Raw genomic sequence first — 23,187 nt, 5'->3', positions numbered from 1 at the left:
AACGTCAACCACTATCCAAGGAGGGCCGCTCACCATGAAACATCTCATTGGATGGGCATTTCTAATTGTTGTCATCATTCTGGTTCTGATTGGCTTCATGGCGGAAGAACCACCGATCATGGCCGAAGGCATGGAAGATACGCCAGCCGCCACGGACAACCAGCCCGGCAACTAACGCGCCGCGCAAACCGGGCATTGGGGGTCACGGGGAATCGCCACCTGACGCCAATCCAATGTCCGACCGTCGAACAAATGCAGCACCGATGCCACCGAGGCACCGGAGAGGGTTCGTATGGCCGCCAGCGCCTGCAAGGTGCCAACCATACCCACCACAGGCCCGAGAATCCCCGCCTCGCTACAGGCCAGATCTCCCTCTGTACCGGCACCATACACGCAGGCATAACAGGGGCTGTCTTCTGTGCGTAAATCGAACACCGCCAACTGACCATCCATGCGAATAGCAGCACCACTGATCAGCGGTGTGCGGTGCGCGACACAGGCACGGTTGATGGCCTGGCGAGTGGAAAAATTGTCAGTGCAGTCCAACACCAGGGTAGCGTCAGCAACAGCCTCATCCAGCCACGCATCATCCACCCGCACCACAGCGGAACGAATATCCACATCCGCATTCAGTCGTTGCAATTGATCGCGCAGGGCTTCCGCCTTGGCCTGATTCAGCTGGTCACCCCGAAACGCCACCTGTCGATGCAGGTTGCCTAACTCTACCCGGTCGTCATCCGCTAGCACTAGCTGCCCCACCCCTGCACCCGCCAAATACAACGCAGCAGGATTGGCCAGGCCACCACAACCCACCATCAATATCCGTGCCTTGCTCAGGGCTTCTTGCCCAGGCAAATCGAATTCTTCCACCATCAACTGGCGGCTGTAGCGAAGCAGCTGGTCATCATTGAGCATAGTCATCTCCCTGGCGCTCAAAGGTGTGGGATTCTATGGTACAGCTTGCTGCACTTCGTGCACCCCATAGATCGATTCCTGGCTTTGCGGTGCAAATGTTCAACTCTTGGACCCAGCGACCCATTGCTTGCCTAACGTTACCCGATCATTTCCGCCCAGATCCTGCGCTGTACGCACCTGCTCAAAGCCGATGCCGGCCAACAAGGCGCGTACCGCCTCGCCCTGCTCAAAGCCATGCTCCAACAACAGCCAACCACCCGCAATCAGCTTGCCTGCCGCTTGCTGCGCAATGGTGATCAGATCCGCCAATCCCTGATCGCCAGCCACCAGGGCCGAGCGAGGCTCGAAGCGCACATCGCCTTGCGCCAAATGGACGTCGCTATCTTCAATGTAAGGAGGGTTGCTAACGACAAGGTCAAAAAAACCATCACAGGGGGTCAGCCAACTGCCTTGCAGGCAGCGCACTGTAGCCCCCAACTGGCGGGCATTTGCCGCTGCCACTTGCAGCGCCGCTGCGCTATTATCCACCAGGGTCACCTGCCAAGCCGGCCGCTCCAAAGCGAGGGTAATACCGATAGCACCGGTACCGGTTCCCAAATCCACAACCCGTGCGTTGGCAGGCAGTGCCAGCGCAAGCACCTGCTCCACCAAGGTTTCAGTATCGGGGCGTGGAATCAGGGTATCGGCGGTTACACTAAACGGGCGGCCAAAAAACTCCCGCTCTCCACTCAGGTGGGCCACAGGCTCACCCTGCTCACGGCGAGCCAGCAGGGCTTCAAACGTCGCCTGCTGAGCCCTGGTCAGTTCCCGCTCCGGCCAGGTAAACAGCCATGTGCGGGATTGCTCCAGCACATGGCAAAGCAACACCTGGGCATCCAGCGCTGCGCAAGGGGATGACGCCAACCGATGGCGAGCCTGGCGCAGGGCGTCATCGATGCGCACGGATTACTGCTCGCCCAAGGCCGCTAGCTGATCCGCCTGATACTCCGCCAGCAGCGCACCCACCACTTCATCCAAGTCTCCTTCCACGATTTCATTTAACCGGTAAAGGGTAAGATTAATGCGGTGATCAGTGACTCGTCCCTGAGGATAGTTATAGGTCCGGATACGCTCTGAACGATCGCCGGACCCGACGAGGGATTTACGCTCCGCAGCCTGCTCGGCATGGGCCGCATTCTGCTGCGCGTCATACAGCTTAGCGCTCAGCAGGCTCATAGCCCGAGCCTTGTTTTTGTGCTGGCTACGCTCATCCTGGCACTCCACCACCACCCCGGTGGGCAAGTGAGTAATGCGCACGGCCGAATCCGTGGTGTTAACGTGCTGACCGCCGGCGCCGGAGGAACGATAGGTATCAATACGCAGGTCTTCAGTGCGAATCTTGATATCCCCCAGGTCTTCCGCTTCAGCCATAATCGCCACTGTGCAGGCGGAGGTATGAATACGCCCCTGGGATTCCGTGGCCGGCACCCGTTGCACCCGGTGGGCCCCGGATTCAAATTTCATCCGCGAATAGACGCCATCGCCAATCACCCGTGCGATCACTTCCTTATAGCCACCATGCTCGCCCTCACTGGCGCTCACCATTTCCACTTTCCAACCCCGGTGGTCCGCATACTTGGAGTACATGCGGAACAGGTCCCCGGCAAAAATGGCCGCTTCGTCTCCCCCCGTCCCGGCGCGAACTTCAAGAAACACATTGGCGCCATCGCGGGGATCCTTCGGTAGCATCAGCTTTTGCAGCTCTGCCGCTAACGCCTCCATGCGCTCCTGGGCATCACGGGCTTCTTCCGCACCCATCTCACGCATATCCGCGTCGCTGTCGTCCTGCATCGCTTTAGCCGCACCATGATCTTCCACGGCGTGCAGGTATTGGCGATAACACTTCACCACCGGATCAATTTCAGCGTATTCCCGGGACAGGTCACGGAACTGGTTCTGGTTGCTGATTACATCCGGATCGGACAACAACCCCGCCAACTCTTCAAACCGGTCTGCAAGCTTATCCAGCTTGCCTTGTAATGACGCTTTCATAAATTCACTTCCATGCTTCACGCAAATACGCCGCCCGGCGGGCGCACGCAAAAATTCGATACATCCGGAGAGTCGTTTGCGCTACGACTGGTCGTCGTCGAGCAGCAACTCACGAGCTAACAGCAGGGCTTCGGCACGGCCATCTGCGGCCATTTTGCGCAGAGTCACGCTGGGGGAATGCAGCCATTTATTCACTAGCGAATGCTGGTACCTGCGCAGCACCTGCTCCGCATCGCCGCCATTGCGCAATTGGTGTAATGCTTTTTCCAGCTCGCTTTCCGCCAGGGCAGTGTGCTGCTCACGGTAATCGCGCAGCACCTTAACCGCATCCTGCTCACGACGCTGGCGACGATGACGCACGATGGCATCTCGAATCAGCTCGGAGGCCTCCTGGGCCGCCTGCTGACGAGAACGGACATTTTCCTGAATCGCTTCTTGTAGATGATCCACCGTATACAGGTAAACATCATCCAGCTCACCCACTTCCGGTTCGATATCCCGTGGCACGGCAATATCCACCATGAACATGGGCCGGTGACGGCGTTTTTTCAGCGCCCGCTCCACCATACCCTTGCCCATAATCGGCAACGGCGCGGCGGTACAGGAAATCAGAATATCGGCACGCTCCAGCGCCACCGGCAATTCTTCCAGGCTGATGCCACGCCCCCCCACGGCGGCGGCCAACTCCGAGGCTCGCTCCTGAGTGCGGTTAGCAATGGTAATTTCCTGAACCTGCTGCTCACTCAAGTGACGCGCTACCAGCTCAATCATTTCACCGGCCCCAATCAGCAGCGCTCGGCTTTTTTTCAGGTCAGCAAAAATGTGACGCGCAAACGAAACTGCCGCATAGGCCACAGACACCGGGTTAGCACCGATACCGGTTTCCGTACGGATCCGCTTGGCGACTGAAAACACTTCCTGAAAAAGACGTGACAACTCGCCGTTGAGCAACCCGGCCTCGTGGGCCCGCGCATAGGCTTCACGCATCTGGCCAAGGATCTGTGGCTCGCCCAGCACCAGTGAATCCAGCCCGCCGGCCACGCGCATCATATGCTCCAGCGCCTGCTCACCGGTATGCTGATACAGCACCGTGGAGAGTCGCTCGGCAGACAGATTACGGCTGGAGGCCAGCCATTGGCCAAAATTCGGCGAATCTTCGTCGGTGAGACAATACAGCTCGGTACGGTTACAGGTAGACAGCAATGCCGCTTCCCGCACCCCCGGCATCTCACGCAAGCTGGCCAGCGCCGCTTCCGCCTGCTGCGGTGAAAACGCCAGGCGTTCGCGTAGCTCCACATCCGCAGTGGTGTGATTTACGCCGACAGCGACTAAATTCATAATTTCCTGTGCCCGACATTGACAGCGGGCGATCGTACCCGGTCAGCCCGAAACCCCGGAAAGCCGGGGCGCAAGGGTGTGGCATTTTGCGCGAAAGCGCCCTTCAAAACAATGTCACGACCGATAGCAAAGGCGTATCGCTCCCACCAACAACGTCGCGGTTTGGGCAATGGCCAATCGCTGTGCCATGATAGCCGAAACAGAAAACAGGCATACCGACCTTAATGACGCGCTTCCCAATTCTGCCACTCTGCTGCGCCCTTCTGATCCACGGCTGCGCCAGCCAGACCATCACCCCTGCCGCCGAACCGCAACTTCCCGCGCCAACGGCCAGTGCCCCCGATTACGACAGTGAAACGCTGTCTGACTTGCTGGTGGCAGAAGTCGCCGCCCAGCGTCAGTCACTGGGTGTCACCCTCGGCTATTACAGTCGAGCTGCCGAGAGCACGCGCGACCCGAAGGTAATCAGTCAGGCGGCTCAGCTGGCCCATTACCTGGAAGACCCGCTACAGGCACTGGCCATGAGCGAACTCTGGCTGGAGACGTCGCCACACAACGAAGACGCCCTGCAAGTGGCCATCCTGTCCGAAATTCGCCTTGGCAATACCGCAACGGCCACCCGTTATCTGGATCAGCTGCTCAGCGTCCACGGCGAAGATGCCCTGGGCCGATTGGTCAACCAGGCCCGCGGACTGGGTGCGCAAGGAAACTTGCAGCTAGTGGAAGCGCTGGCCCAGCTAACCCAGCGCTACCCGGATCAGGCTCCACTGTGGTATGCACGTGCTCTGTGGCTGGAACATGAAGAGCAACCTCAGCCCGCCCTGGAGGCCACCGAGCGCACCCTCAAACTGATGCCGCGCCATGAAGATGCACTGTTGCTCAAGGCACAGCTCCTTTACGAAACAGGAGACCAGGAAAAAGCTCTGCGCCACCTAAAGAAACTGGTACGCAAGTACCCTCAGGCACGACGCCCACGCATCGCCTATGTACGCATGCTACTAACATCCGGCGAGCTGGAAGCCGCCGAAAAGCAGCTCACCATTATGGCTGAGCAAAATCCTTTAGACCTGGATCTGCGCTTTTCTCTGGCTTTGCTGGCCTTGGAAGCCGGCGCCAGCAACACTGCTCAGACTCATCTCAACGCTCTGCTCGCCCAGAATTACCGACCCGACGAGATCCACCTGTACCTGGCCCAAGCCGCCGAGCAGGAACTGGACCTGGACACCGCCGTGGGGCATTACCTGAAAGTAGGCGGCCCCCAGGCTATCCGCGCTCGGGTGCAGGCTGCCCAGCTTCTCTACCAGCAAGGCAATACCAGCCAAGGCCACGCGCTAATGCATAACCTGGCTCAGCAGCAGCCAGAACTGCAAGACAGCCTAATCATTACCGAAGCGGAAATGCGCAGCAATAACGGCGATCCATTAGGCGCCATCGCCCTGATCAATGATGCCCTGCGCGACCAGCCCGACAACACCGAGCTCCTCTACAGCCGTGCCATGGCCGCCGAAAAAGTGGGCGACATGGCCCAGCTGGAAAAGGACCTGAAGCGTATTATCATTCTGAATCCGAAGGATGCCAGCGCCCTCAATGCTCTGGGTTATACCCTGGGCAACCGCACTGACCGGCTAGACGAAGCGTATCAGTACGTGGCCAAGGCACTGGAGCTGCGCCCGGAAGATCCAGCCATTCTCGACTCTATGGGCTGGGTGCTCTACAAACGCGGCGAACCGGATGCCGCCCGGGACTACCTGCGCCGGGCCTACGAAAAATTCCCCGACCCGGAAGTGGCCGCCCACTACGGTGAAGTCCTGTGGGTATTGGGTGCACAAAATCAAGCCCGCCAGGTTTGGCGCGCCGCCTTGGAAAGCGACCCCGACGCCCCCCATATCCGTGAAGTCATGGAAAAACTCGGAGCCCGCCTGTGACACTGAGCCTTGCCCGTATTATTGGCCTTACGCTAACCACCCTAATCCTGGGTGCCTGCCAGCTACGCCCCACCACCACGGCCCAGTTCGACCATCCAAGCCAGATCCAACAATGGCAGATGCAGGGCAAGTTGGGTTACCGCACCATCAATGACGGCGGCAGCGCCACCTTTGACTGGCACCAGCAACCGCAGCGGGGCAATATTCACTTCTCCGGCCCGCTGGGTTTTGGTAGCGCCGATTTACACTGGGACAGCGGCCGCGCGGAACTGATCACCGCCAAGGAAACCTACCAAGCCCGTAGCCCCGGCGAGCTGGCCTGGCATCTCACCGGCTTCTGGCTGCCCGTATCCGCCTTGCAGTACTGGGCTCGCGGCCTGCCTTGGCCCGGCGCACCCTCTGAAGCCGGGTACGACGATCAGCAACGCCTGATCACCCTTGAACAGCTGGGGTGGTCGCTTACCTTCGACCGTTACGAGCCCACCGCCGGCATCACCCTGCCCTACAGAATCAAAGCCCAGCAGAAAAGCAATCGCTTTACTTTGCTGATTAAAGATTGGCAGCCAGCCGGCGGCGCCCAGTGACACTAACGTTACCCGCTCCCGCCAAGCTCAATCTGTTCCTGCACATCACCGGCCGCCGTGAAGACGGCTATCACCAGCTGCAGACCGTCTTCGCCCTGCTCGACCATGGCGATACCTTGAGCTTCTCCCCGGCGGACACCCTGTCACTACAATGCCATCAGGAAGGTGGCACCAGCGACCTGCCCATGGACGACAGCAACCTGATTTTGCAGGCTGCTCGGGCGCTGCAAGCCCGCACCGGCAGCTCAAAAGGCGCCGCCATCACCCTAACCAAGCGCCTGCCCATGGGCGGCGGCGTGGGCGGAGGCTCCTCCGACGCGGCTACCGCCTTGCTGGGCCTGAATGCATTTTGGGCCCTGGGCCTCACTCTGCAGGAGCTGGCTCACATCGGCTTGACATTAGGCGCTGACGTGCCCGTTTTTGTGTTTGGCAAAAGCGCCTGGGCAGAAGGAGTCGGCGAGCAAATAACCCCCGTTATTTTGCCAAATAACGTTTTTTTGGTCGTTCACCCCGGAATTCATGTGTCAACTGCTCGAATTTTCGGCGACCGGCAATTGACAAGGGATACACCCATCAGTAAATTACCGGCCTCGCTTGAGGCGGTGCTGACCCGCGACTTTCACAACGACTGTGAAGCGGTAGCAACCCGGCATTTTCCTGAAATCGGAAAAACGCTGGACTGGCTCAAGCAACATACGGGCAATGCTCGTATGACCGGCACAGGCGCTTGCTGTTTTTCTCGTCTGACCGGATTGCAACAGGGGCAGCAATTGCTGCAACAGTTGCCACAACACTGGACAGGTTTCGTCGCTCGAAGCTGTAACACTTCCCCTCTCCACCAGATTCTGGGAGAGACACTGGCGAAGTTTCGAGAGACAAAGAATTCAGGCAAACCCGCTTAAGCGGGCCTGAGACCGAGTGTTGGGGTATAGCCAAGTTGGTAAGGCAGCGGGTTTTGATCCCGTTATTCCCAGGTTCGAGTCCTGGTACCCCAGCCATTTTCTTCTGAGGAACCTCTTACCCTTCCCCTTAGTGGTTCCCAAATTCACGACGCAAGACCCCAGGGGGCGCCAGTGTCCAAGCTCGTCGTTTTCACCGGTAACGCAAATCCCGAACTGGCCAAAGCCATGGTCAAGCACCTGAACCTGCCTATCGGTAACGCCGATGTGGGCACCTTCAGTGATGGCGAAGTGGCCGTGGAAATCCAGGAAAACGTGCGCGGCAAAGATGTTTTTATCGTGCAATCCACCTGCAACCCGACCAACAACAATATTATGGAGTTGCTGGTCATGGCCGACGCCCTTCGTCGCTCCTCGGCAGGCCGTATCACCGCTGTTGTCCCCTACTTTGGGTATGCCCGCCAGGATCGCCGCGTGCGCTCCGCTCGGGTGCCCATTACCGCCAAAGTCGTCGCCGACATGATTACCGCTGTGGGGATTGATCGCGTCGTCACCGTTGACCTCCACGCCGACCAAATCCAGGGCTTCTTCGATATCCCGGTGGACAACGTCTACGCCACCCCGCTGATCGTGGCGGATATCGAACGCCAAAGCCATGATGACCTGATGGTGGTTTCCCCGGATGTGGGCGGTGTGGTCCGGGCGCGCGCCCTAGCCAAGCAACTCAATGATGCCGACCTGGCCATCATCGACAAGCGTCGCCCCAAAGCCAATGTTTCTCAGGTCATGCATATCATCGGTGAAGTGGAAGGCCGCACCTGCGTGCTAGTGGACGACATGGTCGACACCGCGGGTACGCTATGCAAAGCGGCCGACGCTCTGAAAGAACACGGCGCCGCCAAAGTCTACGCTTACATCACTCACCCGATTCTGTCCGGCCCGGCCATCGACAACATTGCCAATAGCTCTCTGGATCAACTGGTAGTCACCGACACCATTCCATTGTCGGATGCGGGCCGCGCCTGCAACAATATCCGCGTTCTCAGCCTCGCGCCCATGCTCGCCGAAACCGTACGTCGAGTGAACAATGAAGAGTCCCTGAGCGCAATGTTCGACCGGCTGGAGCTGGTATAAAACGCCAGAGAACAACAGCCTGATGCCTGCCCCAGAAACCCGCTTCTCAAGCGGGTTTTGTTTTTTATGCCCTCTTGCTACCAGCATCTGGCGTCTGGCGTACTTTTCCTGCATAATCGCGCCCCCGCGGAATACTCCGTGGCTTTATATCAACCTCTCTGGCCGACCTGGTCGCGGGAAGCCCGAGAGCATACTGGAGACATACCATGTCCAATGAATTCCTGCTGAATGCAGAAAGCCGCAGCGATACAGGGAAAGGTGCGAGCCGCCGCCTGCGTCGTCTGCAAGAACGTGTTCCTGGCATCCTCTACGGTGGCGAAGCCGAGCCGCAGATGATCAGCGTTGAACTGCGCGAGCTGAAAAAAGCCCTGGAAAATGAAGCGTTCTACAGCCACATTCTCATCCTCAAGTTGGACGGCGTTGATGTTCAGGCCGTACTGCGTGACATGCAGCGTCATCCGGCCAAGGGGCACCCGCTACACGTGGATCTGCTGCGCGTCGACAAGACCCACAAGATCACCATGAACGTGCCTCTGCACTTCACCAACGAAGAAAGCTCCATTGGCGTGAAGAAGCAAGGCGGCGAGATCCAGCACAACTTCGCAGAAGTGGAAGTGAGCTGTCTGCCCCAGGACCTGCCTGAGTTCATCGAAGTGGACATGGCTAACACTGAACTGGACTCCGTCGTTCACCTTTCCGATCTGAAACTCCCGAAAGGCGTGGAACTGACCCAGCTCGCACTGGGCGAAGACCACGACCAGCCGGTAGCGGCGGTTCACCAACCTAAAGTGCGTGCGTCCTCCGATGACGACGACGCCGCCGAAGGCGAAGAAGCCGCAAGCGAGGAATAAGACCCACCGTGGCGGATCCTGTTCGACTGATCGTAGGCCTGGGCAACCCGGGCCGCGAATATGAAGACACCCGCCACAACGCTGGCGTCTGGTATGTGGACGCTTTGGCTCGACGTCAGGGCGTCTTCCTTACCGAAGACAAGAAATATTTCGGCCTCACCGCCACCTTTTCCTTTGAAGGCGAAACAATTCGCCTGCTGGTACCGACCACCTTCATGAACCGCAGTGGTCAGGCCACCGCCGCTCTGGCGAATTTCTTCAAGATCCCCGTTACGCAGATACTGGTTGCTCACGACGAGCTCGACCTGCCCCCCGGCTGCGCCCGCTTCAAGCAAGGCGGCGGCCACGGCGGACACAATGGTCTGCGCGACATCATCAGCCGGCATGGCAACAGCCGTGATTTTTACCGCCTGCGTCTGGGCATCGGCCACCCTGGCTCTGCAGACCGGGTTACCCCCCATGTGCTGAGCAAGCCCTCCAAAGCCGATCGAGACCTGATCGAACGCGCCATCGACGAAGCTGTCCACTACACCGCTGATATGCTTCGCGGCGACCTGGATGGCGCCATGAACCAGCTCAATGGCTTCAAGGCATAAAAGCAGCTACAAGCCTCAAGTCGTCGAGCAATCCTGATACCACAGACCCGCACCCGCACTCTGCCTGCAACTTGTTGCTTTAAACCAAGAAAAGTAGCACTCACACCGCGGCTTGTAGCTTGTCGCTTGCCGCTCATGTAGCATTGCGACCTCGAAAAATGGAGGTCTGTCATGGGTTTCAAATGCGGTATCGTCGGTCTGCCCAACGTGGGCAAATCCACCTTGTTCAACGCGCTCACCAAAGCGGGTATTGATGCCGAGAACTTTCCGTTCTGCACCATTGAACCCAACACCGGTGTGGTTCCAGTACCGGACCCCCGCCTGGACAAGCTGTCCGCCATCGTCAGCCCGGAACGGGTGATGCCCGCCACCATGGAATTTGTCGACATCGCAGGGCTGGTAGCCGGGGCTTCCAAAGGCGAAGGCCTGGGCAACAAGTTCCTGGCCAACATCCGTGAAACTGACGCCATCGCCCACGTGGTGCGCTGCTTCGACGATGAAAACGTCATCCACGTATCGGGCAAGGTATCCCCACTGGACGATATCGACGTGATCAATACCGAGCTGGCCCTCGCCGATCTGGATACTGTGGAAAAAGCACACTTCCGCGCCACCAAGGCGGCCAAAGGTCAGGACAAAGACGCCAAAGGCCTGCTGCCGGTCCTGGACAAGGTACTGCCCGCCCTTAGCGAAGGCGACCCGGCCCGTTCCGTGGAGCTCACAGACGATGAGCGCAAGGCAATTAAAAGCCTTAACCTGCTGACGCTGAAGCCTACCATGTACATTGCCAACGTGGACGAAGGGGGCTTTGAGGACAACGCCTTGCTGGACGCCGTACGCGAGCTGGCCGAGAAAGAAAATTCCTCCATTGTGCCTATCTGCGCCAAGATTGAATCGGAAATTGCTGAGCTGGACGATGAAGAAAAAGCCGACTTCCTTGCCGACCTGGGCATGGAAGAGCCGGGCCTGAATCGAGTCATTCGCGCCGGCTTTGATTTGCTCGGCCTGCAGACCTACTTCACCGCCGGCGTTAAAGAAGTGCGCGCCTGGACCGTGCGCGTTGGAGCCACCGCGCCCCAGGCCGCAGGCGTGATCCACACGGATTTCGAGAAAGGCTTCATCCGTGCCGAAGTCACCGGCTACGAAGACTATATCGCCAACAATGGCGAACAAGGCGCCAAGGAAGCCGGTAAATGGCGCCTTGAAGGCAAGGAATACATCGTCAAAGACGGCGACGTGGTGCATTTCCGGTTCAACGTTTAAAGTGACATGCTCCTGGCCACAAAAAAAGCCGCGCCCAAATTTTGGACGCGGCTTTTTTGTTCTACTCAAGCCAAAACTCATTCGCGTTTCAGCTTTACACTTTTAATGGTTTGAATAGTGAACGGATTCTAATCCGTGCCGCCCGCGTTCACCGGTTCAAAGTCTTCACTATTCAACTCCGGCAGTTTCTCATCGCAACCCTGAATGCCCTGCTTCTTCAGGTTGGTGCAAACCCGATCCAGCTTGTTGTCCACCGCATGCATGTGATCCAGCAACAGATGGATCGCTTCGGCCACCGGGTCCGGCATATCGTTGCTGACCCCGTAGGCCTGGAAACCAATTTTCTCGGCCATTTCCTGGCGGGTTTTTTCTTTCTCGGTCAACGGATGACTAATGACCCGGCCTGGAATGCCCACTACCGTGGCGCCTTCTGGCACTTCCTTGGTGACCACAGAGTTGGAGCCAATCTTGGCATTCTTGTGCACGGTAAACGGGCCTAACACTTTCGCTCCCGCGCCGACAACCACACCATCCTCCAGGGTAGGGTGGCGTTTGCCTTTGCTCCAACTGGTACCACCCAGGGTCACGCCATGATAAAGCGTCACGTCATCACCGATCTCCGCGGTTTCGCCAATGACCACCCCCATGCCGTGGTCGATAAAGAAACGGCGGCCAATTTTAGCGCCGGGGTGGATTTCAATGCCGGTCAGCCAACGTGCAAAAGTGGAGAGCAAGCGCGCTAGCTGCTTAAAATTGCGGGTCCACAAGCCATTCGCCAGGCGATGAAAAAGCACCGCGTGCAAGCCAGGATAATTCAGCAGCACCTCCAGCGTATTGCGTGCCGCCGGGTCCCGGTGAAAGACCGAACGAATGTCCTCGCGCACTTGATTCAACATAACTACCTCATTTTGAAACCTAGGGCCAAGGCCCGTTAGGATGACACCAGTGGCCGTTTGCTACGGCCTATCGGCCTTCATCACGCTGCATTTTTTTCTCCAGCGCCACCAATACGCCGCGCAAAATACTCATTTCCATTTTGTCCGGGCGGGCGCGCATAAACAAACGACGCATGCGTGTCATTACTTGACCAGGCTGTTGCGGATTTAAAAAACCACTCTGTGCCATCACCTTCTCCAAATGATCGAGAAAACCAGAGACCGCTTCATTGGTGGCCGGCGGTTCATCCCAGAACATTTCTGGCAGTGGCATCACTTCACGGCGGGAGCGAGATTCCTGCAACTCGAAATCATCTCCCAACAACGCTAGACGCAACTCGTAACTGATTAATTGAACCGCCGACGCCACATTCAAGACCCCATATTCAGGATTGGTGGGGACACTCACGTGGAGATTGCAGCGGCGCAGTTCGTCGTTGGTCAGCCCCCGGTCCTCACGACCGAACAACACTGCAATGCGGGTATCCTGCGGCGCATTGGCCAAATCGTGGGAGAGCTGCGCGGCCAACTGGCGCGGCGTCAGGCAAGGCCAGGGAATACGACGCTGACGGGCGCTAGTGCCGATCACCAGGGTGGCGCCTTCCAGCGCCTCATCCACGCTGTTGCACACTTGCGCCGCCTCCAGCACGTCCCCGGCACCGGAGGCACGGGCGGTGGCTTCCACGCTGGGATAGGACTGTGGCTGCACCAACCGCAGGTCCGACAGGCCCATGGTTTTCATAGCCCGGGCAGCCGCGCCGATATTGCCGGGGTGGGAGGTTTCCACCATCACGATGCGCACATTTTCCAACATGGGAGGCCTCTCATTAAAAAAGGCGCTAATCTTAACACGGCGGCTGCCCTGATCGCGCGGGCTCTGCTACAATCCGCGCCCCGGAACGGGAACCTTGAGTCTCCCCGCCCCGCGCTCTTTAAAACCGTTACGCCACACGTCATATTGAGGATAGATGCCATGCATGCGCCGCAAGTGAATATCGCCCTGCGAGCCGCCCGTCAGGCGGGTACTCTGATTCGTAGAGCTGCCGAAAGCAGTGATCCCTTATCAGTTACCCAAAAAGGCATGAACGACTTCGTTACCGAAGTGGATCGTGCTGCAGAAGCACGCATCATCGATGTGATCCGCAAGGCCTACCCGGACCACAGCATTCTGGCTGAAGAATCCGGTGTTCTCGAAGGCAGTGGCGACGGCAAAGACTACCAGTGGATCATCGACCCACTGGACGGCACGACCAACTTCATTCATGGCTTCCCGCAATATTGCGTCTCCATTGCCCTTAAATACAAAGGCAAAATGGAGCATGCAGTGATCTACGATCCTAACCGCGACGAAGAGTTCACCGCCAGCCGCGGCCGTGGCGCCGCCCTCAACGGCCGCCGCATCCGCTGCACCAACCGAGCAGGATTGGAAGGTTGCCTGATTGGCACCGGCTTCCCGTTCCGTAAAGACCAGGCGCCGCATATGGATGCCTATCTAGGCATGTTCGCCGATGTGGCCGCGGCCACCGCCGGCTTGCGTCGCCCCGGTTCTGCAGCACTGGATCTGGCTTGGCTGGCCGCCGGTCGATTGGATGGTTTCTTTGAATTCGGCCTGGCCGAATGGGACATAGCCGCCGGGATATTGTTAATTACCGAGGCAGGTGGTTTGGTGGGCGACCTGAGCGGTGGGCATAAATACCTGGAAAGCGGTGGCATCGTCGCCGGCAGTCCAAAGGTCTTCAAGGGGCTGCTACAAAAAATCAAACCGCACCTGACGGAAACGCTGAAACGCTGAAACAAGTCCAAGCTACAACGCGGCTCCAGCACAGCTTGAGTCGCGCCTCATTATCCGCCCCCCCAACCTCCGAATCGCGGCTCCATCCCATCACGCATAGCCAACTTTCCTCGTGTTGCAGCTTGGCGCTAAACACTTATTGCTGCTTTTTTCCTTAGATCCCAAACCAATTTTTTCATTTCCGCATGGACATCTCGGCATGCTTTGCTAGCGTGGTAAGCACAATAGTTCAGCAAAGAGGTGCTTCATGACAACGGTTTCTCTCACTGATAACGGCCTATTTCGCCAGCAGTGCTACATCAATGGCCAATGGTGCGATGCGGATGACGGCGCCACCTTTGCAGTCGACAACCCGGCAAGCGGGGAAGACATCGGCACATCGCCTCGTATGGGCGAGGCGGAAACCCGCCGCGCCATTGACGCCGCCCACCAGGCTTTTCCTGGCTGGCGCGATAAAACCGCCGCTGAACGGGCCAATTTGCTGATGGCCTGGCACGACCTGATGATGGAACACCAAGATGATCTGGGTCGGCTGATGACCTTGGAACAGGGCAAACCGCTGCCCGAAGCCAAAGGCGAAATAGCCTACTCCGCCTCTTTCCTGAAATGGTTTGCCGAAGAAGCCCGCCGAGCCTACGGCGATACTATTCCGGCTTCCAAGCCCGGACAGCAAATTATAGTCATCAAACAACCCATTGGGGTCACCGCTGCAATCACCCCTTGGAATTTCCCTTCTTCCATGATTACCCGCAAAGCCGGCGCCGCACTGGCTGCAGGCTGCACCATGGTGGTCAAACCGGCCAGCGCCACCCCTTATTCGGCTCTGGCACTGGCTGAACTTGCCGCACGCGCGGGCATCCCCGCGGGTGTCTTCAATGTTATCACCGGCAGTGCCAGCGCCATCTCCACCGCCATCACCGATTCTCCCATTGTCCGCAAACTCAGCTTTACCGGCTCCACCGAAGTGGGCAGCCAGCTGATGGCTCAGTGCGCCAAACATATCCAGAAAGTCTCACTGGAGTTGGGCGGCAACGCTCCCTTCCTCGTATTTGATGACGCCAACCTGGATAAAACTGTTGAAGGCGCCATGGCCAGCAAGTTCCGCAACACTGGCCAGACCTGCGTCTGCGTGAACCGCTTTCTGGTCCAAGAAAGCATCCACGATGCCTTTGTGGAAAAATTTAAGGTGGCCATCGAAGCCATGAAAGTCGGCGACGGCTTTGATGAAGGCGTTTCTCAAGCCGCATTGATCAACCGCGGCGCCTCCGACAAGGTGATGGAGCACTTGGAAGATGCTCTGAGTAAAGGCGCCAAGGTGATCACTGGTGGCCAGCGCCATGAACGCGGCGGCAACTACGTACAGCCCACCCTGATTACCAATGTCTCCACCGATGCCCAGCTCTGCCAAGATGAAACGTTCGGGCCGCTGGCAGCCATCATTCCTTTTAAAACCGAAGAAGAAGCCCTGCGCATTGCCAACGACACCCCCTATGGGCTGGCTGCGTACTTCTACAGTGACAATATCCACCGCTGCTGGCGCGTCGCCGAAGCGCTGGAAAGCGGCATGGTCGGCGTTAACGAAGGCCTGATCTCCAACGCCACCGCGCCGTTTGGCGGAGTCAAGGAATCCGGACTCGGTCGCGAAGGCTCCCACCAGGGCATGGAAGAGTATCTGGAAACAAAATATCTGTGCATGGGAAGCTAAATACAGCGACGCGCGACAACGCGAGGTAAATGAAGCATCAATCTGGTAGGCATGGGCCCGGACTTTACCGTACTGGTCGCGCTCAGTGATCTGGCATTGCTCATACCTGCCCCCGTGTTGCAGCTTGAAGCATGAATAGGAGTTAAGGATGACGAAACGGCTAAACATCGCCCTGCTCCCCGGCGACGGCATCGGCCCTGAAGTTATGGCCGTAGCCGAACACGCTCTAACCCTGCTGATTGATCGCTTTAAGTTACCGTTGACCTACACCTCCTTTCCTTGGCCCTCCCACGCTTGGCACCAACAGCACGGGCAGATGATGCCGGAAGACGGCGTAAAGCAGCTTCGAAGTTTTGATGCCATTATACTCGGTGCTCTGGGCGACCCCGGGCCGCTAGACGACCCGGATCGTTTTGTACTCCCCGACAGTATTTCCCTGTCACCGCTGCTCACCTTGCGCAAACAACTGGACCTGTGGGCCTGTGAGCGCCCCGCCCGCTGGCAACCCGGTGCTCCCCAATATCTCAGCGACCCGCGCGCCAACGATGTAGACATGCTGGTGATTCGCGAAAACAGCGAAGGCGAATACAGTAATCAGGGCGGTCGTCTGCGAGCCGGCACTCCTCAGGAGGTGGCCACCCAAGTGGAAGTGTTCACCGCCTCTGCTACCGAACGATTGATTCGCCATGCCTTCGAACGGGCTCGCCAGCGGGCCAAGCAACGCCCCATTCCTCGGCATTTCAAAGATGAAAAGTCCGCCCAGGTATGTTTGATCACCAAACGCAATGCCCAACCATTCTGGGGCGACCTGTACACCGAAACCTTCCTACGCTTGGCTCGGGAATACCCCGATGTGGACACCCACCATGAGCTGGTGGATGCCGCCTGCATGAAATTCGTGCAATGCCCTTGGCGTTTTGATGTGGTGGTGGCCAGCAACCTGCATGGAGATATTCTCACCGACCTGGCCGCGGTACTCTGTGGTGGCCCGGGACTAGCGCCGTCCGCCAACCTAAACCCGGAAGACGGCAGCATCCCCGCCCTGTTTGAGCCGGTGCACGGCAGTGCCCCGGATATCGCCGGGCAAAACCTGGCGGACCCCCGTGCTACCCTGCTCAGCTTGGCTATGACGCTGGAATGGCTGGGCCAGCACCACCCTGCTTTGGGCAATGCGGCACAACATCTGCATGACACAGTGAGCGCAGACTTGGCGAAGGAAGGTGACACGCCGCCACAACACGGACAAAAGAGTGGCACTCGGGAAACAGGACAGCGGCTTTATGCATTGCTGGCCCGGTAGCGCCAGTCCGTAACATTAATTCACCCGCGAGGCGTATTCCGCGCTCCGCTGGCACAAGGTTGCACAGGTGGCGACAAAACAAGTTCACCAAGGGCCACCGCAACAGACAACGACGGCAATGAGCAATGAGAAAGGAGGCACCATGAGTCATTTGTCCCCCTTACTGGTTCAGTCCAGCGGGATTTGCGCGGAGCGCGGCGAAGGAAGCTGGCTCTACGATGAACAAGGGAATCGCTGGCTGGACTTCACCTCCGGCATCGGCGTGACATCCACCGGCCATTGCCACCCGAAAGTGGTCGCCGCAACCCAGGCCCAGGTCGCCAAGCTGGTACATGCTCAATACGCCACGGTGACCCACCCCAACATGCTGTCTCTCACCGACCGGCTCTACGAGCACCTGCCAAAAGGACTGGATGCCATCGCCTTTGCCAACTCTGGCAGCGAATCCGTAGAGGCAGCCATTCGCCTGGCCCGCCAGGCCACCGGCCGCACCAATTTAATCGCTTTCCGGGGCGGCTTCCACGGTCGCACCCTCGCCGCCGCGTCACTCACCACCTCCACCAGCAAGGTACGTACGGGTTGGCAACCGCTGATGGCCGGGGTCAGTATTGCGCCGTTCCCCCACGCCTATCGCTATGGCCAGGACATGGACCAGTGCGTCACTGATTGCCTCAACGAGCTGGACCATATCTTTACCACCGAGTGCAATCCGACGGATACGGCCGCCATGATCATTGAGCCGGTACAGGGCGAGTATGGTTATTACCCCGCCTCTACTGCGTTCATGAAAGGCCTGCGCGAGCGCTGCGACAAGCATGGCATTCTGCTGATTGCAGATGAAATCCAGGCGGGCTTTGGCCGCACCGGCAAATTCTGGAGCCACGAACATTTTGCTGCTCAACCAGACATGATTATCACGGCCAAAGGCTTGGCCAGCGGCTATCCTTTGTCCGCTATCGCCGCCAGCAAGGAGATCATGGCCCAGGGTTATCCCGGCTCTCAGGGGGGCACCTACGGCGCCAATGCGGTGGCCTGTGCCGCCGCATTAGCCACCCTGGACGTGATCGAGAAAGAGCAGCTGGTGTCCCGTGCAGACACTCTCGGCCAGCAGTTACTTACTCACCTGCAAGGCCTGCAAAAACAGCACGACTGCATCGATGAAATCCGTGGCATGGGCCTCATGCTCGGCCTGGAAATCGTCAGCGCCCCGCACACACCCGACGGGGAACGTGCCGGAAAATTGCTCAAGCATTGCGAAAGCAACGGCATGCTAATGCTGCGCTGCGGCACCCACGGGCAGGTGGTACGCTGGTTGCCACCACTCACTGTCAGTGAAAAAGAAATCGAGAAGGCGGTCGCACTATTCGATACCGCACTGAAAGAAACTTGAAGAGCAGCTACAAGCACCAAGCAGCAAGCAGCAAGCAGCAAGCGACAACGCGATTAAAAGCGCGGACCGATACTAAAGGGCATGAGCCGCAACCTGACCAACCGCGCGCACGAATTCGGTAAGCCGTAAGGCTTCCCCGCCTTGTCGCTTGCTGCTCTTGTAGCTAAAGAAAGGAGACTCGATGACAGACACCACCATCACCGTGCTACTGGCCGAAGATGAACCTGCCCTGCCTGGGCTGGAAACCCTCGAGGGCCTGGCCCGGGTTCAGGAAGCACGGACACCGGCACAGTTAGAAGACGCACTATCGAAGACCGACATTCTGGTCGTCACTGATTTTCGCACCGATCTACTGGCCGAAGTGTGGCCAGAAAATTGTCCGGTGCGCTGGGTCCACGCCACCAGTGCCGGTGTGGATGCGTTGATGATCGACCCCATCAAGCACAGCGAGATTGTGGTCACCAATGCCCGTGGCATCTTTGATCATGGTATCGCCGAATATGTACTCGGCGCCTTGTTGATGTTCGCCAAAGACTCCTTCGGCAATTTGGCTCTACAGGCGCAGCATCGCTGGCAACACCGGGAAACCCGTATGCTGCACGGCGCCAATGCGCTGGTGGTTGGCGCAGGCTCCATTGGCCGAGAAGTCGCCACGCTATTACGCGCCATGGGCATGCAGGTAGTGGGCACCGCCCGCAATGCCCGCCAGGACAGTGCCTTTCATCGGGTACATCGTCAACAGGATCTGCCCGCGCTGCTGGGCGATGCAGATTACGTGGTTATCACCGCACCGCTGACCCCGGATACCGATGGTTTATTTAACGACGCCACGTTCCGGCAGATGAAGCCCGGGGCCGCACTCGTCAACGTGGGGCGCGGCCCCATCGTGCGAACGGCAGCCTTGCTCCGCGCCCTACAGCAAGGCCGGCTGGCTGGCGCGGCATTGGATGTGTTTGAAGAAGAGCCTCTCCCTCCCCACCACCCACTGTGGGATCAACCCAATGTCATGATCTCGGCCCATATGGCCGGGGACTTCATTGGCTGGCGCCAGGCTCTAGGGCAACAATTTGTCGATAACTTCCACCGCTGGCGCCGGGGCCAGCCACTGGACAACCCGGTCAGCAAGGAACACGGCTATGTGAGTAATGCCTGAGCCAGAAGGCCAGACATGGCGGTAAACCCATCGCTGGCGTCTTACTCAAGCAGCATCAAAACCAGGAGGATCGTCGATGAGCAAGGAACTACTGACCATGAGCGCCCAGGCGCTTAAAGCCGCTTACCAGGCCGGCGCCCTGTCTCCCGTGGAGGTCTGTAATACTCTGCTGGACCATGTTGAGCGCCACGATGAAGCCCTCAACGCCTGGTGTCTGATTGATCGCGATACCACGCTGCAATGGGCCCGCGAAGCGGAACAGCGATACCAGAACGGCAATGCTGACGGCTTGCTTGATGGCATCCCGGTGGCCGTCAAAGACGTATTCCTCACGCCAATGTGGCCCACCCTGAAAGGGTCAAAAACCATCGACCCGGCGAGCACGCTGGAAAAACGCTCCCCCGCCGTGGCGGCACTGGAGCGTCACGGCTACGTACCGCTAGGCAAGACCACCACCCCGGAATTTGGCTGGAAAGGGGTTACCGACAGCCCCCTTTGTGGCCCCACCAACAACCCTTGGGATCCAAGCAAAACTGCCGGCGGCAGCAGCGGCGGCAGCGCCGCCGCAGTATCCGCCGGTATGGTACCGATGGCACTGGGGACCGACGCAGGCGGCTCCATCCGTATTCCTGCCGGCTTCTGCGGGATCGTCGGCCACAAACCCACATTCAGCGAAGTCCCTCACTGGCCCGCCAGCCCTTTCGGCACCTTGGCTCACGCTGGCCCCATGACCCGCACCGTGGCGGATGCCGCGCTGATGATGACCGTAATGAGTGAGGCTGACGCCCGCGACAGCCTGGCCGCGCCACGCCGCGGCATTGATTACGTGGCCGCTCTACAGCAGCCCATGAAAGGTCTTCGTATCGCCCTAAGTACCACCCTGGGTTACGTGGACGTAAACCCTGAAATCGAAAAAGCCACCCGTGAAGCGGCCCGGGTTTTCGAATCCCTCGGTGCCACTGTCAGCGAAGTAGACCCGGGCTTCAGCAACCCCCTCGCCGCCTTCAGCCACCTGTTCTATAGCGGTGCCGCCAATGCCATGCGCGACTTAGGTGAACGTCAGCGCAGCCTGATGGACCCGGCTCTGGTGGAAGTCGCCACCAAGGCGGAAAAACTGAGCATGTTGGACTATCTGGGTGCCATGAACGAGCGCATGGCGGTGAGTGAGCGCATGGCCCTGTTCCATACCAAGTATGATCTGCTGATCACCCCCTGTTTGCCTATTGAAGCATTCGACACCAACCGGGAAGTGCCTGTGGACTGGCCCAGCACACGTTGGCCCACCTGGACGCCCTTCACCTACCCCTTCAACATGACCGGTCAGCCGGCCCTGTCTGTCCCGCTGGGGCTCAGCAGCAATGGCCTGCCCATGGCGTTACAGATTGTGGGTGCCCGCTTTGACGATGCCCGGGTATTGGCAGCGGGCCACGCCTTCGAGCAGGCACAGCCGTTTGTGCACCTTCCACCGATGCTGGATGAACTGCTGAAAGGCGGCTAAGGAAAGGAGATAGTCATGGGAAACAGTAATCTGGACACGGATTTCTACGAAAGCGAAGACCCGATCTGGAACCCGGCCCTGCTAACCATCCCGGTGCCGGGTATCCGGCGGATGGTGAACCTAGCGGCGGACCTGGATGATGTCATTCATCTGTCCATCGGCCAGCCAGACTTCAAACCCCCTCAGCATGTGATTCAGGCCGGGGTGGACGCGCTCTATGCGGGCCAGACCGGTTACACCATGGATGCTGGCCTGCCGGAGTTACTGGAATCACTCTCGCAATATTACAGTAAGCGTTACCAGCGCACCTTGGCGCCGGAAAACTTCTTGGTCACTACCGGGGCCACCGAGGCTCTATATCTGGCGCTAACCGCTACCTCCGCGCCCGGCCGAGAGTTTATCGTGCCGGACCCTTCTTTCATGCTCTATGGCCCACTGATCCGTATGAACGGTGGCATCGTACGCAGCATTGCCACCCGTGCCGAGAACAATCACCAGCTGGACCCACAGGAAGTCATTGATGCCATGGGTCCGAACACCTTTGCGGTGATCCTCAACTCACCCAGTAACCCCACTGGCACTATCTACCCCCGGGAAACCATCGACGCCATTGTCGAAGAGGCCGCCTACCGCGGCATCCATGTGATCAGCGACGAGGTCTACGACCATCTGATCTATGATGGCAAGGATTATCCCAGCGTACTCTCAAGTTGCCCGGACCTGGATCATGTCATGGTGATCAGCAGCTTCTCGAAAACCTTCTCCATGGCCGGCATGCGTGTTGGCTGGCTAATAGGCAGCCAAGGGGCCATTAAAAAGCTACGCCGCTACCATATGTTCACCACCACAGTGGCCAACACCCCCTGCCAATGGGCCGGCGTCGCCGCTCTGCGTGGCAGCAATCAATTCATCGACAATATGGTGGAGGAATATCAAGGGCGCCGGGACCGGTTGGTAGAACTAGTAGAGCAAACGCCGCACCTAACCGGCTACAAACCCGACGGAGCCTTCTACCTTTTCCCTTCATTACCGGAAGGGGTCGATGGCGCGAACGTGGCCCTAAAACTACTGCGAGAAACCGGGGTCTGTACTATTTCTGGCGATACCTTTGGGGACGCAGGCCGAAATGCGCTACGCATCAGTTATTCCACATCACTGGATCAGATAGAAGAAGCCTTTAGCCGGATTATTCCCTGGATGGAAAAACAGAACTTCAGCTGAGTTGAAAACTGCAGGCCGGGTTGGGCGAACTGACATACCATACCGGCCTGCATTCTTTCTCTCGCACATGCGGTTTACCCCCACAGCGAAGGAGCCACGCAGCCGAACTTCTCTTATTCAGTCAAATCAGGTTTATTGCTTTTGCGCTTCAGCATGAGCCAGCTCAGCTTCCATGTCCGAGAACATTTGCCGCAAGGACGGCATCACATGCTGCATTTGCCGCTGGGAAATCTGCACGGACTCGGCCATCACTTTCGGCATTTTCTTCATGATCGCTTGACCACTTTCTGACTGGTAGAAGGTCGCCATATCCTGCATCTCTTTCTGCGAAAAAGTCCGTTGATAAATATCCAGCATCTGTGCCTCCATGGCGACCCAATTTAACCCTTCATCAAGAATAATTTGCACACGTTTTTCATAGCGTTCCACCATGCCCTTTTTATCAGCAGGAATTGTTTTCGCTAACGCCTGGTCGGTCATACTTTCTATTTGCTTGCGCGCTTCAGTAAAAATCGCTTTAGCGTTACTGGCCACTAAAACCTCTTTTGCTGCTGCAACCTTACTCCCCGGCTCTTCACCGTGTACGGCTACCGACACCAAAGACAGCAATATTATCGTTAAAAAACTTTTCATCACTTTCTCCACTTATTGCGATAT

Annotated in this window: 22 protein-coding genes and 1 tRNA gene; 16 read left to right on the top strand and 7 right to left on the bottom strand. The window is 58.2% G+C overall.

The window, feature by feature from the left end:
• The first annotated feature begins 34 nt into the window (after positions 1-34).
• Positions 35-175: a hypothetical protein gene (locus tag ABNH10_RS13665; protein ID WP_349386458.1), complete on the top strand. Its 141-nt coding sequence runs from the start codon at positions 35-37 to the stop codon at positions 173-175.
• On the opposite strand, the gene ABNH10_RS13660 is transcribed toward ABNH10_RS13665, so the two are convergent.
• The 4 genes from ABNH10_RS13660 to hemA form a co-directional block, all read right to left on the bottom strand.
• Positions 172-915: a HesA/MoeB/ThiF family protein gene (locus ABNH10_RS13660; RefSeq protein WP_349386457.1), complete on the bottom strand. Its 744-nt coding sequence runs from the start codon at positions 913-915 to the stop codon at positions 172-174. The genes ABNH10_RS13665 and ABNH10_RS13660 overlap by 4 nt on opposite strands.
• Before the next feature lie 99 nt (positions 916-1,014).
• The gene (gene prmC, locus ABNH10_RS13655; protein ID WP_349386456.1) at positions 1,015-1,857 is read right to left on the bottom strand and encodes a peptide chain release factor N(5)-glutamine methyltransferase; all 843 of its coding nucleotides are present in this window, start codon (positions 1,855-1,857) and stop codon (positions 1,015-1,017) included.
• Between the two features lie 3 nt (positions 1,858-1,860).
• Positions 1,861-2,946: a peptide chain release factor 1 gene (gene prfA, locus ABNH10_RS13650; RefSeq protein ID WP_349386455.1), complete on the bottom strand. Its 1,086-nt coding sequence runs from the start codon at positions 2,944-2,946 to the stop codon at positions 1,861-1,863.
• Between the two features lie 81 nt (positions 2,947-3,027).
• Positions 3,028-4,284: a glutamyl-tRNA reductase gene (gene hemA, locus ABNH10_RS13645; protein WP_349386454.1), complete on the bottom strand. Its 1,257-nt coding sequence runs from the start codon at positions 4,282-4,284 to the stop codon at positions 3,028-3,030.
• Between the two features lie 224 nt (positions 4,285-4,508).
• Here hemA and ABNH10_RS13640 point away from each other — a divergent pair, with 224 nt between their 5' ends.
• From ABNH10_RS13640 to ychF, 8 genes are all read left to right on the top strand, one after another.
• Entirely contained in the window at positions 4,509-6,209 is a 1,701-nt protein-coding gene (locus ABNH10_RS13640) for a tetratricopeptide repeat protein (RefSeq protein ID WP_349386453.1), read from the top strand.
• Entirely contained in the window at positions 6,206-6,793 is a 588-nt protein-coding gene (gene lolB, locus ABNH10_RS13635; RefSeq protein ID WP_349386452.1) for a lipoprotein insertase outer membrane protein LolB, read from the top strand. The genes ABNH10_RS13640 and lolB overlap by 4 nt, the downstream gene beginning before the upstream one ends.
• Complete coding sequence (gene ispE / locus ABNH10_RS13630) at positions 6,790-7,695, top strand: 4-(cytidine 5'-diphospho)-2-C-methyl-D-erythritol kinase (RefSeq protein WP_349386451.1); 906 nt, start codon at positions 6,790-6,792, stop codon at positions 7,693-7,695. Before lolB ends, ispE begins: the two co-directional genes overlap by 4 nt.
• Positions 7,696-7,715: 20 nt before the next feature.
• Positions 7,716-7,791: transfer RNA gene (locus ABNH10_RS13625), tRNA-Gln, on the top strand.
• Positions 7,792-7,866: 75 nt separating this feature from the next.
• The gene (locus tag ABNH10_RS13620) at positions 7,867-8,826 is read left to right on the top strand and encodes a ribose-phosphate diphosphokinase (protein ID WP_349386450.1); all 960 of its coding nucleotides are present in this window, start codon (positions 7,867-7,869) and stop codon (positions 8,824-8,826) included.
• A gap of 206 nt (positions 8,827-9,032) precedes the next feature.
• Positions 9,033-9,677 (top strand): 50S ribosomal protein L25/general stress protein Ctc, encoded by a 645-nt coding sequence (locus ABNH10_RS13615; RefSeq protein WP_349386449.1) that lies wholly within the window; start codon positions 9,033-9,035, stop codon positions 9,675-9,677.
• A gap of 8 nt (positions 9,678-9,685) precedes the next feature.
• A complete protein-coding gene (pth, locus tag ABNH10_RS13610; RefSeq protein WP_349386448.1) occupies positions 9,686-10,273 on the top strand; it encodes an aminoacyl-tRNA hydrolase in 588 nt (195 codons plus the stop codon).
• 171 nt (positions 10,274-10,444) lie between these two features.
• The gene (gene ychF, locus ABNH10_RS13605; RefSeq protein WP_349386447.1) at positions 10,445-11,536 is read left to right on the top strand and encodes a redox-regulated ATPase YchF; all 1,092 of its coding nucleotides are present in this window, start codon (positions 10,445-10,447) and stop codon (positions 11,534-11,536) included.
• A 128-nt stretch (positions 11,537-11,664) separates the two neighbouring features.
• Here ychF and cysE read toward each other — a convergent pair whose 3' ends face one another.
• Positions 11,665-12,432, bottom strand: coding sequence for a serine O-acetyltransferase (cysE, locus tag ABNH10_RS13600; RefSeq protein WP_349386446.1), 768 nt, complete (start codon positions 12,430-12,432; stop codon positions 11,665-11,667).
• A gap of 67 nt (positions 12,433-12,499) precedes the next feature.
• Positions 12,500-13,285 carry an RNA methyltransferase gene (locus ABNH10_RS13595; RefSeq protein ID WP_349386445.1) on the bottom strand — a complete coding sequence of 262 codons (786 nt, stop codon included), beginning with the start codon at positions 13,283-13,285 and terminating at the stop codon, positions 12,500-12,502.
• 159 nt (positions 13,286-13,444) lie between these two features.
• Here ABNH10_RS13595 and suhB point away from each other — a divergent pair, with 159 nt between their 5' ends.
• The 7 genes from suhB to ABNH10_RS13560 all read left to right on the top strand — a co-directional run bounded on the left by suhB (position 13,445) and on the right by ABNH10_RS13560 (position 22,530).
• Entirely contained in the window at positions 13,445-14,263 is an 819-nt protein-coding gene (gene suhB / locus ABNH10_RS13590) for an inositol-1-monophosphatase (RefSeq protein ID WP_349386444.1), read from the top strand.
• 247 nt (positions 14,264-14,510) lie between these two features.
• Positions 14,511-15,968, top strand: coding sequence for an NAD-dependent succinate-semialdehyde dehydrogenase (locus tag ABNH10_RS13585; RefSeq protein ID WP_349386443.1), 1,458 nt, complete (start codon positions 14,511-14,513; stop codon positions 15,966-15,968).
• A gap of 148 nt (positions 15,969-16,116) precedes the next feature.
• Positions 16,117-17,268, top strand: coding sequence for an isocitrate/isopropylmalate dehydrogenase family protein (locus tag ABNH10_RS13580; RefSeq protein ID WP_349386442.1), 1,152 nt, complete (start codon positions 16,117-16,119; stop codon positions 17,266-17,268).
• A 142-nt stretch (positions 17,269-17,410) separates the two neighbouring features.
• Positions 17,411-18,658, top strand: coding sequence for an aspartate aminotransferase family protein (locus ABNH10_RS13575; RefSeq protein WP_349386441.1), 1,248 nt, complete (start codon positions 17,411-17,413; stop codon positions 18,656-18,658).
• A gap of 181 nt (positions 18,659-18,839) precedes the next feature.
• Positions 18,840-19,811, top strand: a complete 972-nt coding sequence (locus ABNH10_RS13570; protein WP_349386440.1) for a D-2-hydroxyacid dehydrogenase — start codon at positions 18,840-18,842, stop codon at positions 19,809-19,811.
• A gap of 76 nt (positions 19,812-19,887) precedes the next feature.
• Positions 19,888-21,309, top strand: a complete 1,422-nt coding sequence (locus ABNH10_RS13565) for an amidase (RefSeq protein WP_349386439.1) — start codon at positions 19,888-19,890, stop codon at positions 21,307-21,309.
• Between the two features lie 15 nt (positions 21,310-21,324).
• Complete coding sequence (locus ABNH10_RS13560; protein WP_349386438.1) at positions 21,325-22,530, top strand: pyridoxal phosphate-dependent aminotransferase; 1,206 nt, start codon at positions 21,325-21,327, stop codon at positions 22,528-22,530.
• Positions 22,531-22,662: 132 nt separating this feature from the next.
• Here the strand turns inward: ABNH10_RS13560 and ABNH10_RS13555 are convergent, their stop codons facing one another.
• Positions 22,663-23,163 (bottom strand): DUF2059 domain-containing protein, encoded by a 501-nt coding sequence (locus ABNH10_RS13555; RefSeq protein WP_349386437.1) that lies wholly within the window; start codon positions 23,161-23,163, stop codon positions 22,663-22,665.
• Positions 23,164-23,187: the final 24 nt, after the last annotated feature.

It is taken from the genome of Alcanivorax sp. (genome assembly GCF_040119285.1).
Lineage (GTDB): Bacteria > Pseudomonadota > Gammaproteobacteria > Pseudomonadales > Alcanivoracaceae > Alcanivorax.
The sequence above is the reverse complement of the archived record's forward strand: the minus strand, read 5'-3'. Positions and strand labels throughout refer to the sequence as shown.

Bases quoted from the DNA above. Each gene is read 5' to 3' on its own strand.
- ABNH10_RS13615 (WP_349386449.1), top strand. From the start codon at position 9,033: ATGTCCAATGAATTCCTGCTGAATGCAGAAAGCCGCAGCGATACAGGG.
- ychF (WP_349386447.1), top strand. From the start codon at position 10,445: ATGGGTTTCAAATGCGGTATCGTCGGTCTGCCCAACGTGGGCAAATCC.
- ABNH10_RS13575 (WP_349386441.1), top strand. From the start codon at position 17,411: ATGAGTCATTTGTCCCCCTTACTGGTTCAGTCCAGCGGGATTTGCGCG.
- ABNH10_RS13560 (WP_349386438.1), top strand. From the start codon at position 21,325: ATGGGAAACAGTAATCTGGACACGGATTTCTACGAAAGCGAAGACCCG.
- suhB (WP_349386444.1), top strand. From the start codon at position 13,445: ATGCATGCGCCGCAAGTGAATATCGCCCTGCGAGCCGCCCGTCAGGCG.
- ABNH10_RS13580 (WP_349386442.1), top strand. From the start codon at position 16,117: ATGACGAAACGGCTAAACATCGCCCTGCTCCCCGGCGACGGCATCGGC.
- ABNH10_RS13595 (WP_349386445.1), bottom strand. From the start codon at position 13,285: ATGTTGGAAAATGTGCGCATCGTGATGGTGGAAACCTCCCACCCCGGC.
- ABNH10_RS13565 (WP_349386439.1), top strand. From the start codon at position 19,888: ATGAGCAAGGAACTACTGACCATGAGCGCCCAGGCGCTTAAAGCCGCT.
- hemA (WP_349386454.1), bottom strand. From the start codon at position 4,284: ATGAATTTAGTCGCTGTCGGCGTAAATCACACCACTGCGGATGTGGAG.
- ABNH10_RS13570 (WP_349386440.1), top strand. From the start codon at position 18,840: ATGACAGACACCACCATCACCGTGCTACTGGCCGAAGATGAACCTGCC.
- ABNH10_RS13665 (WP_349386458.1), top strand. From the start codon at position 35: ATGAAACATCTCATTGGATGGGCATTTCTAATTGTTGTCATCATTCTG.
- ABNH10_RS13585 (WP_349386443.1), top strand. From the start codon at position 14,511: ATGACAACGGTTTCTCTCACTGATAACGGCCTATTTCGCCAGCAGTGC.
- cysE (WP_349386446.1), bottom strand. From the start codon at position 12,432: ATGTTGAATCAAGTGCGCGAGGACATTCGTTCGGTCTTTCACCGGGAC.
- ABNH10_RS13555 (WP_349386437.1), bottom strand. From the start codon at position 23,163: ATGAAAAGTTTTTTAACGATAATATTGCTGTCTTTGGTGTCGGTAGCC.
- prfA (WP_349386455.1), bottom strand. From the start codon at position 2,946: ATGAAAGCGTCATTACAAGGCAAGCTGGATAAGCTTGCAGACCGGTTT.
- ABNH10_RS13640 (WP_349386453.1), top strand. From the start codon at position 4,509: ATGACGCGCTTCCCAATTCTGCCACTCTGCTGCGCCCTTCTGATCCAC.
- ABNH10_RS13660 (WP_349386457.1), bottom strand. From the start codon at position 915: ATGCTCAATGATGACCAGCTGCTTCGCTACAGCCGCCAGTTGATGGTG.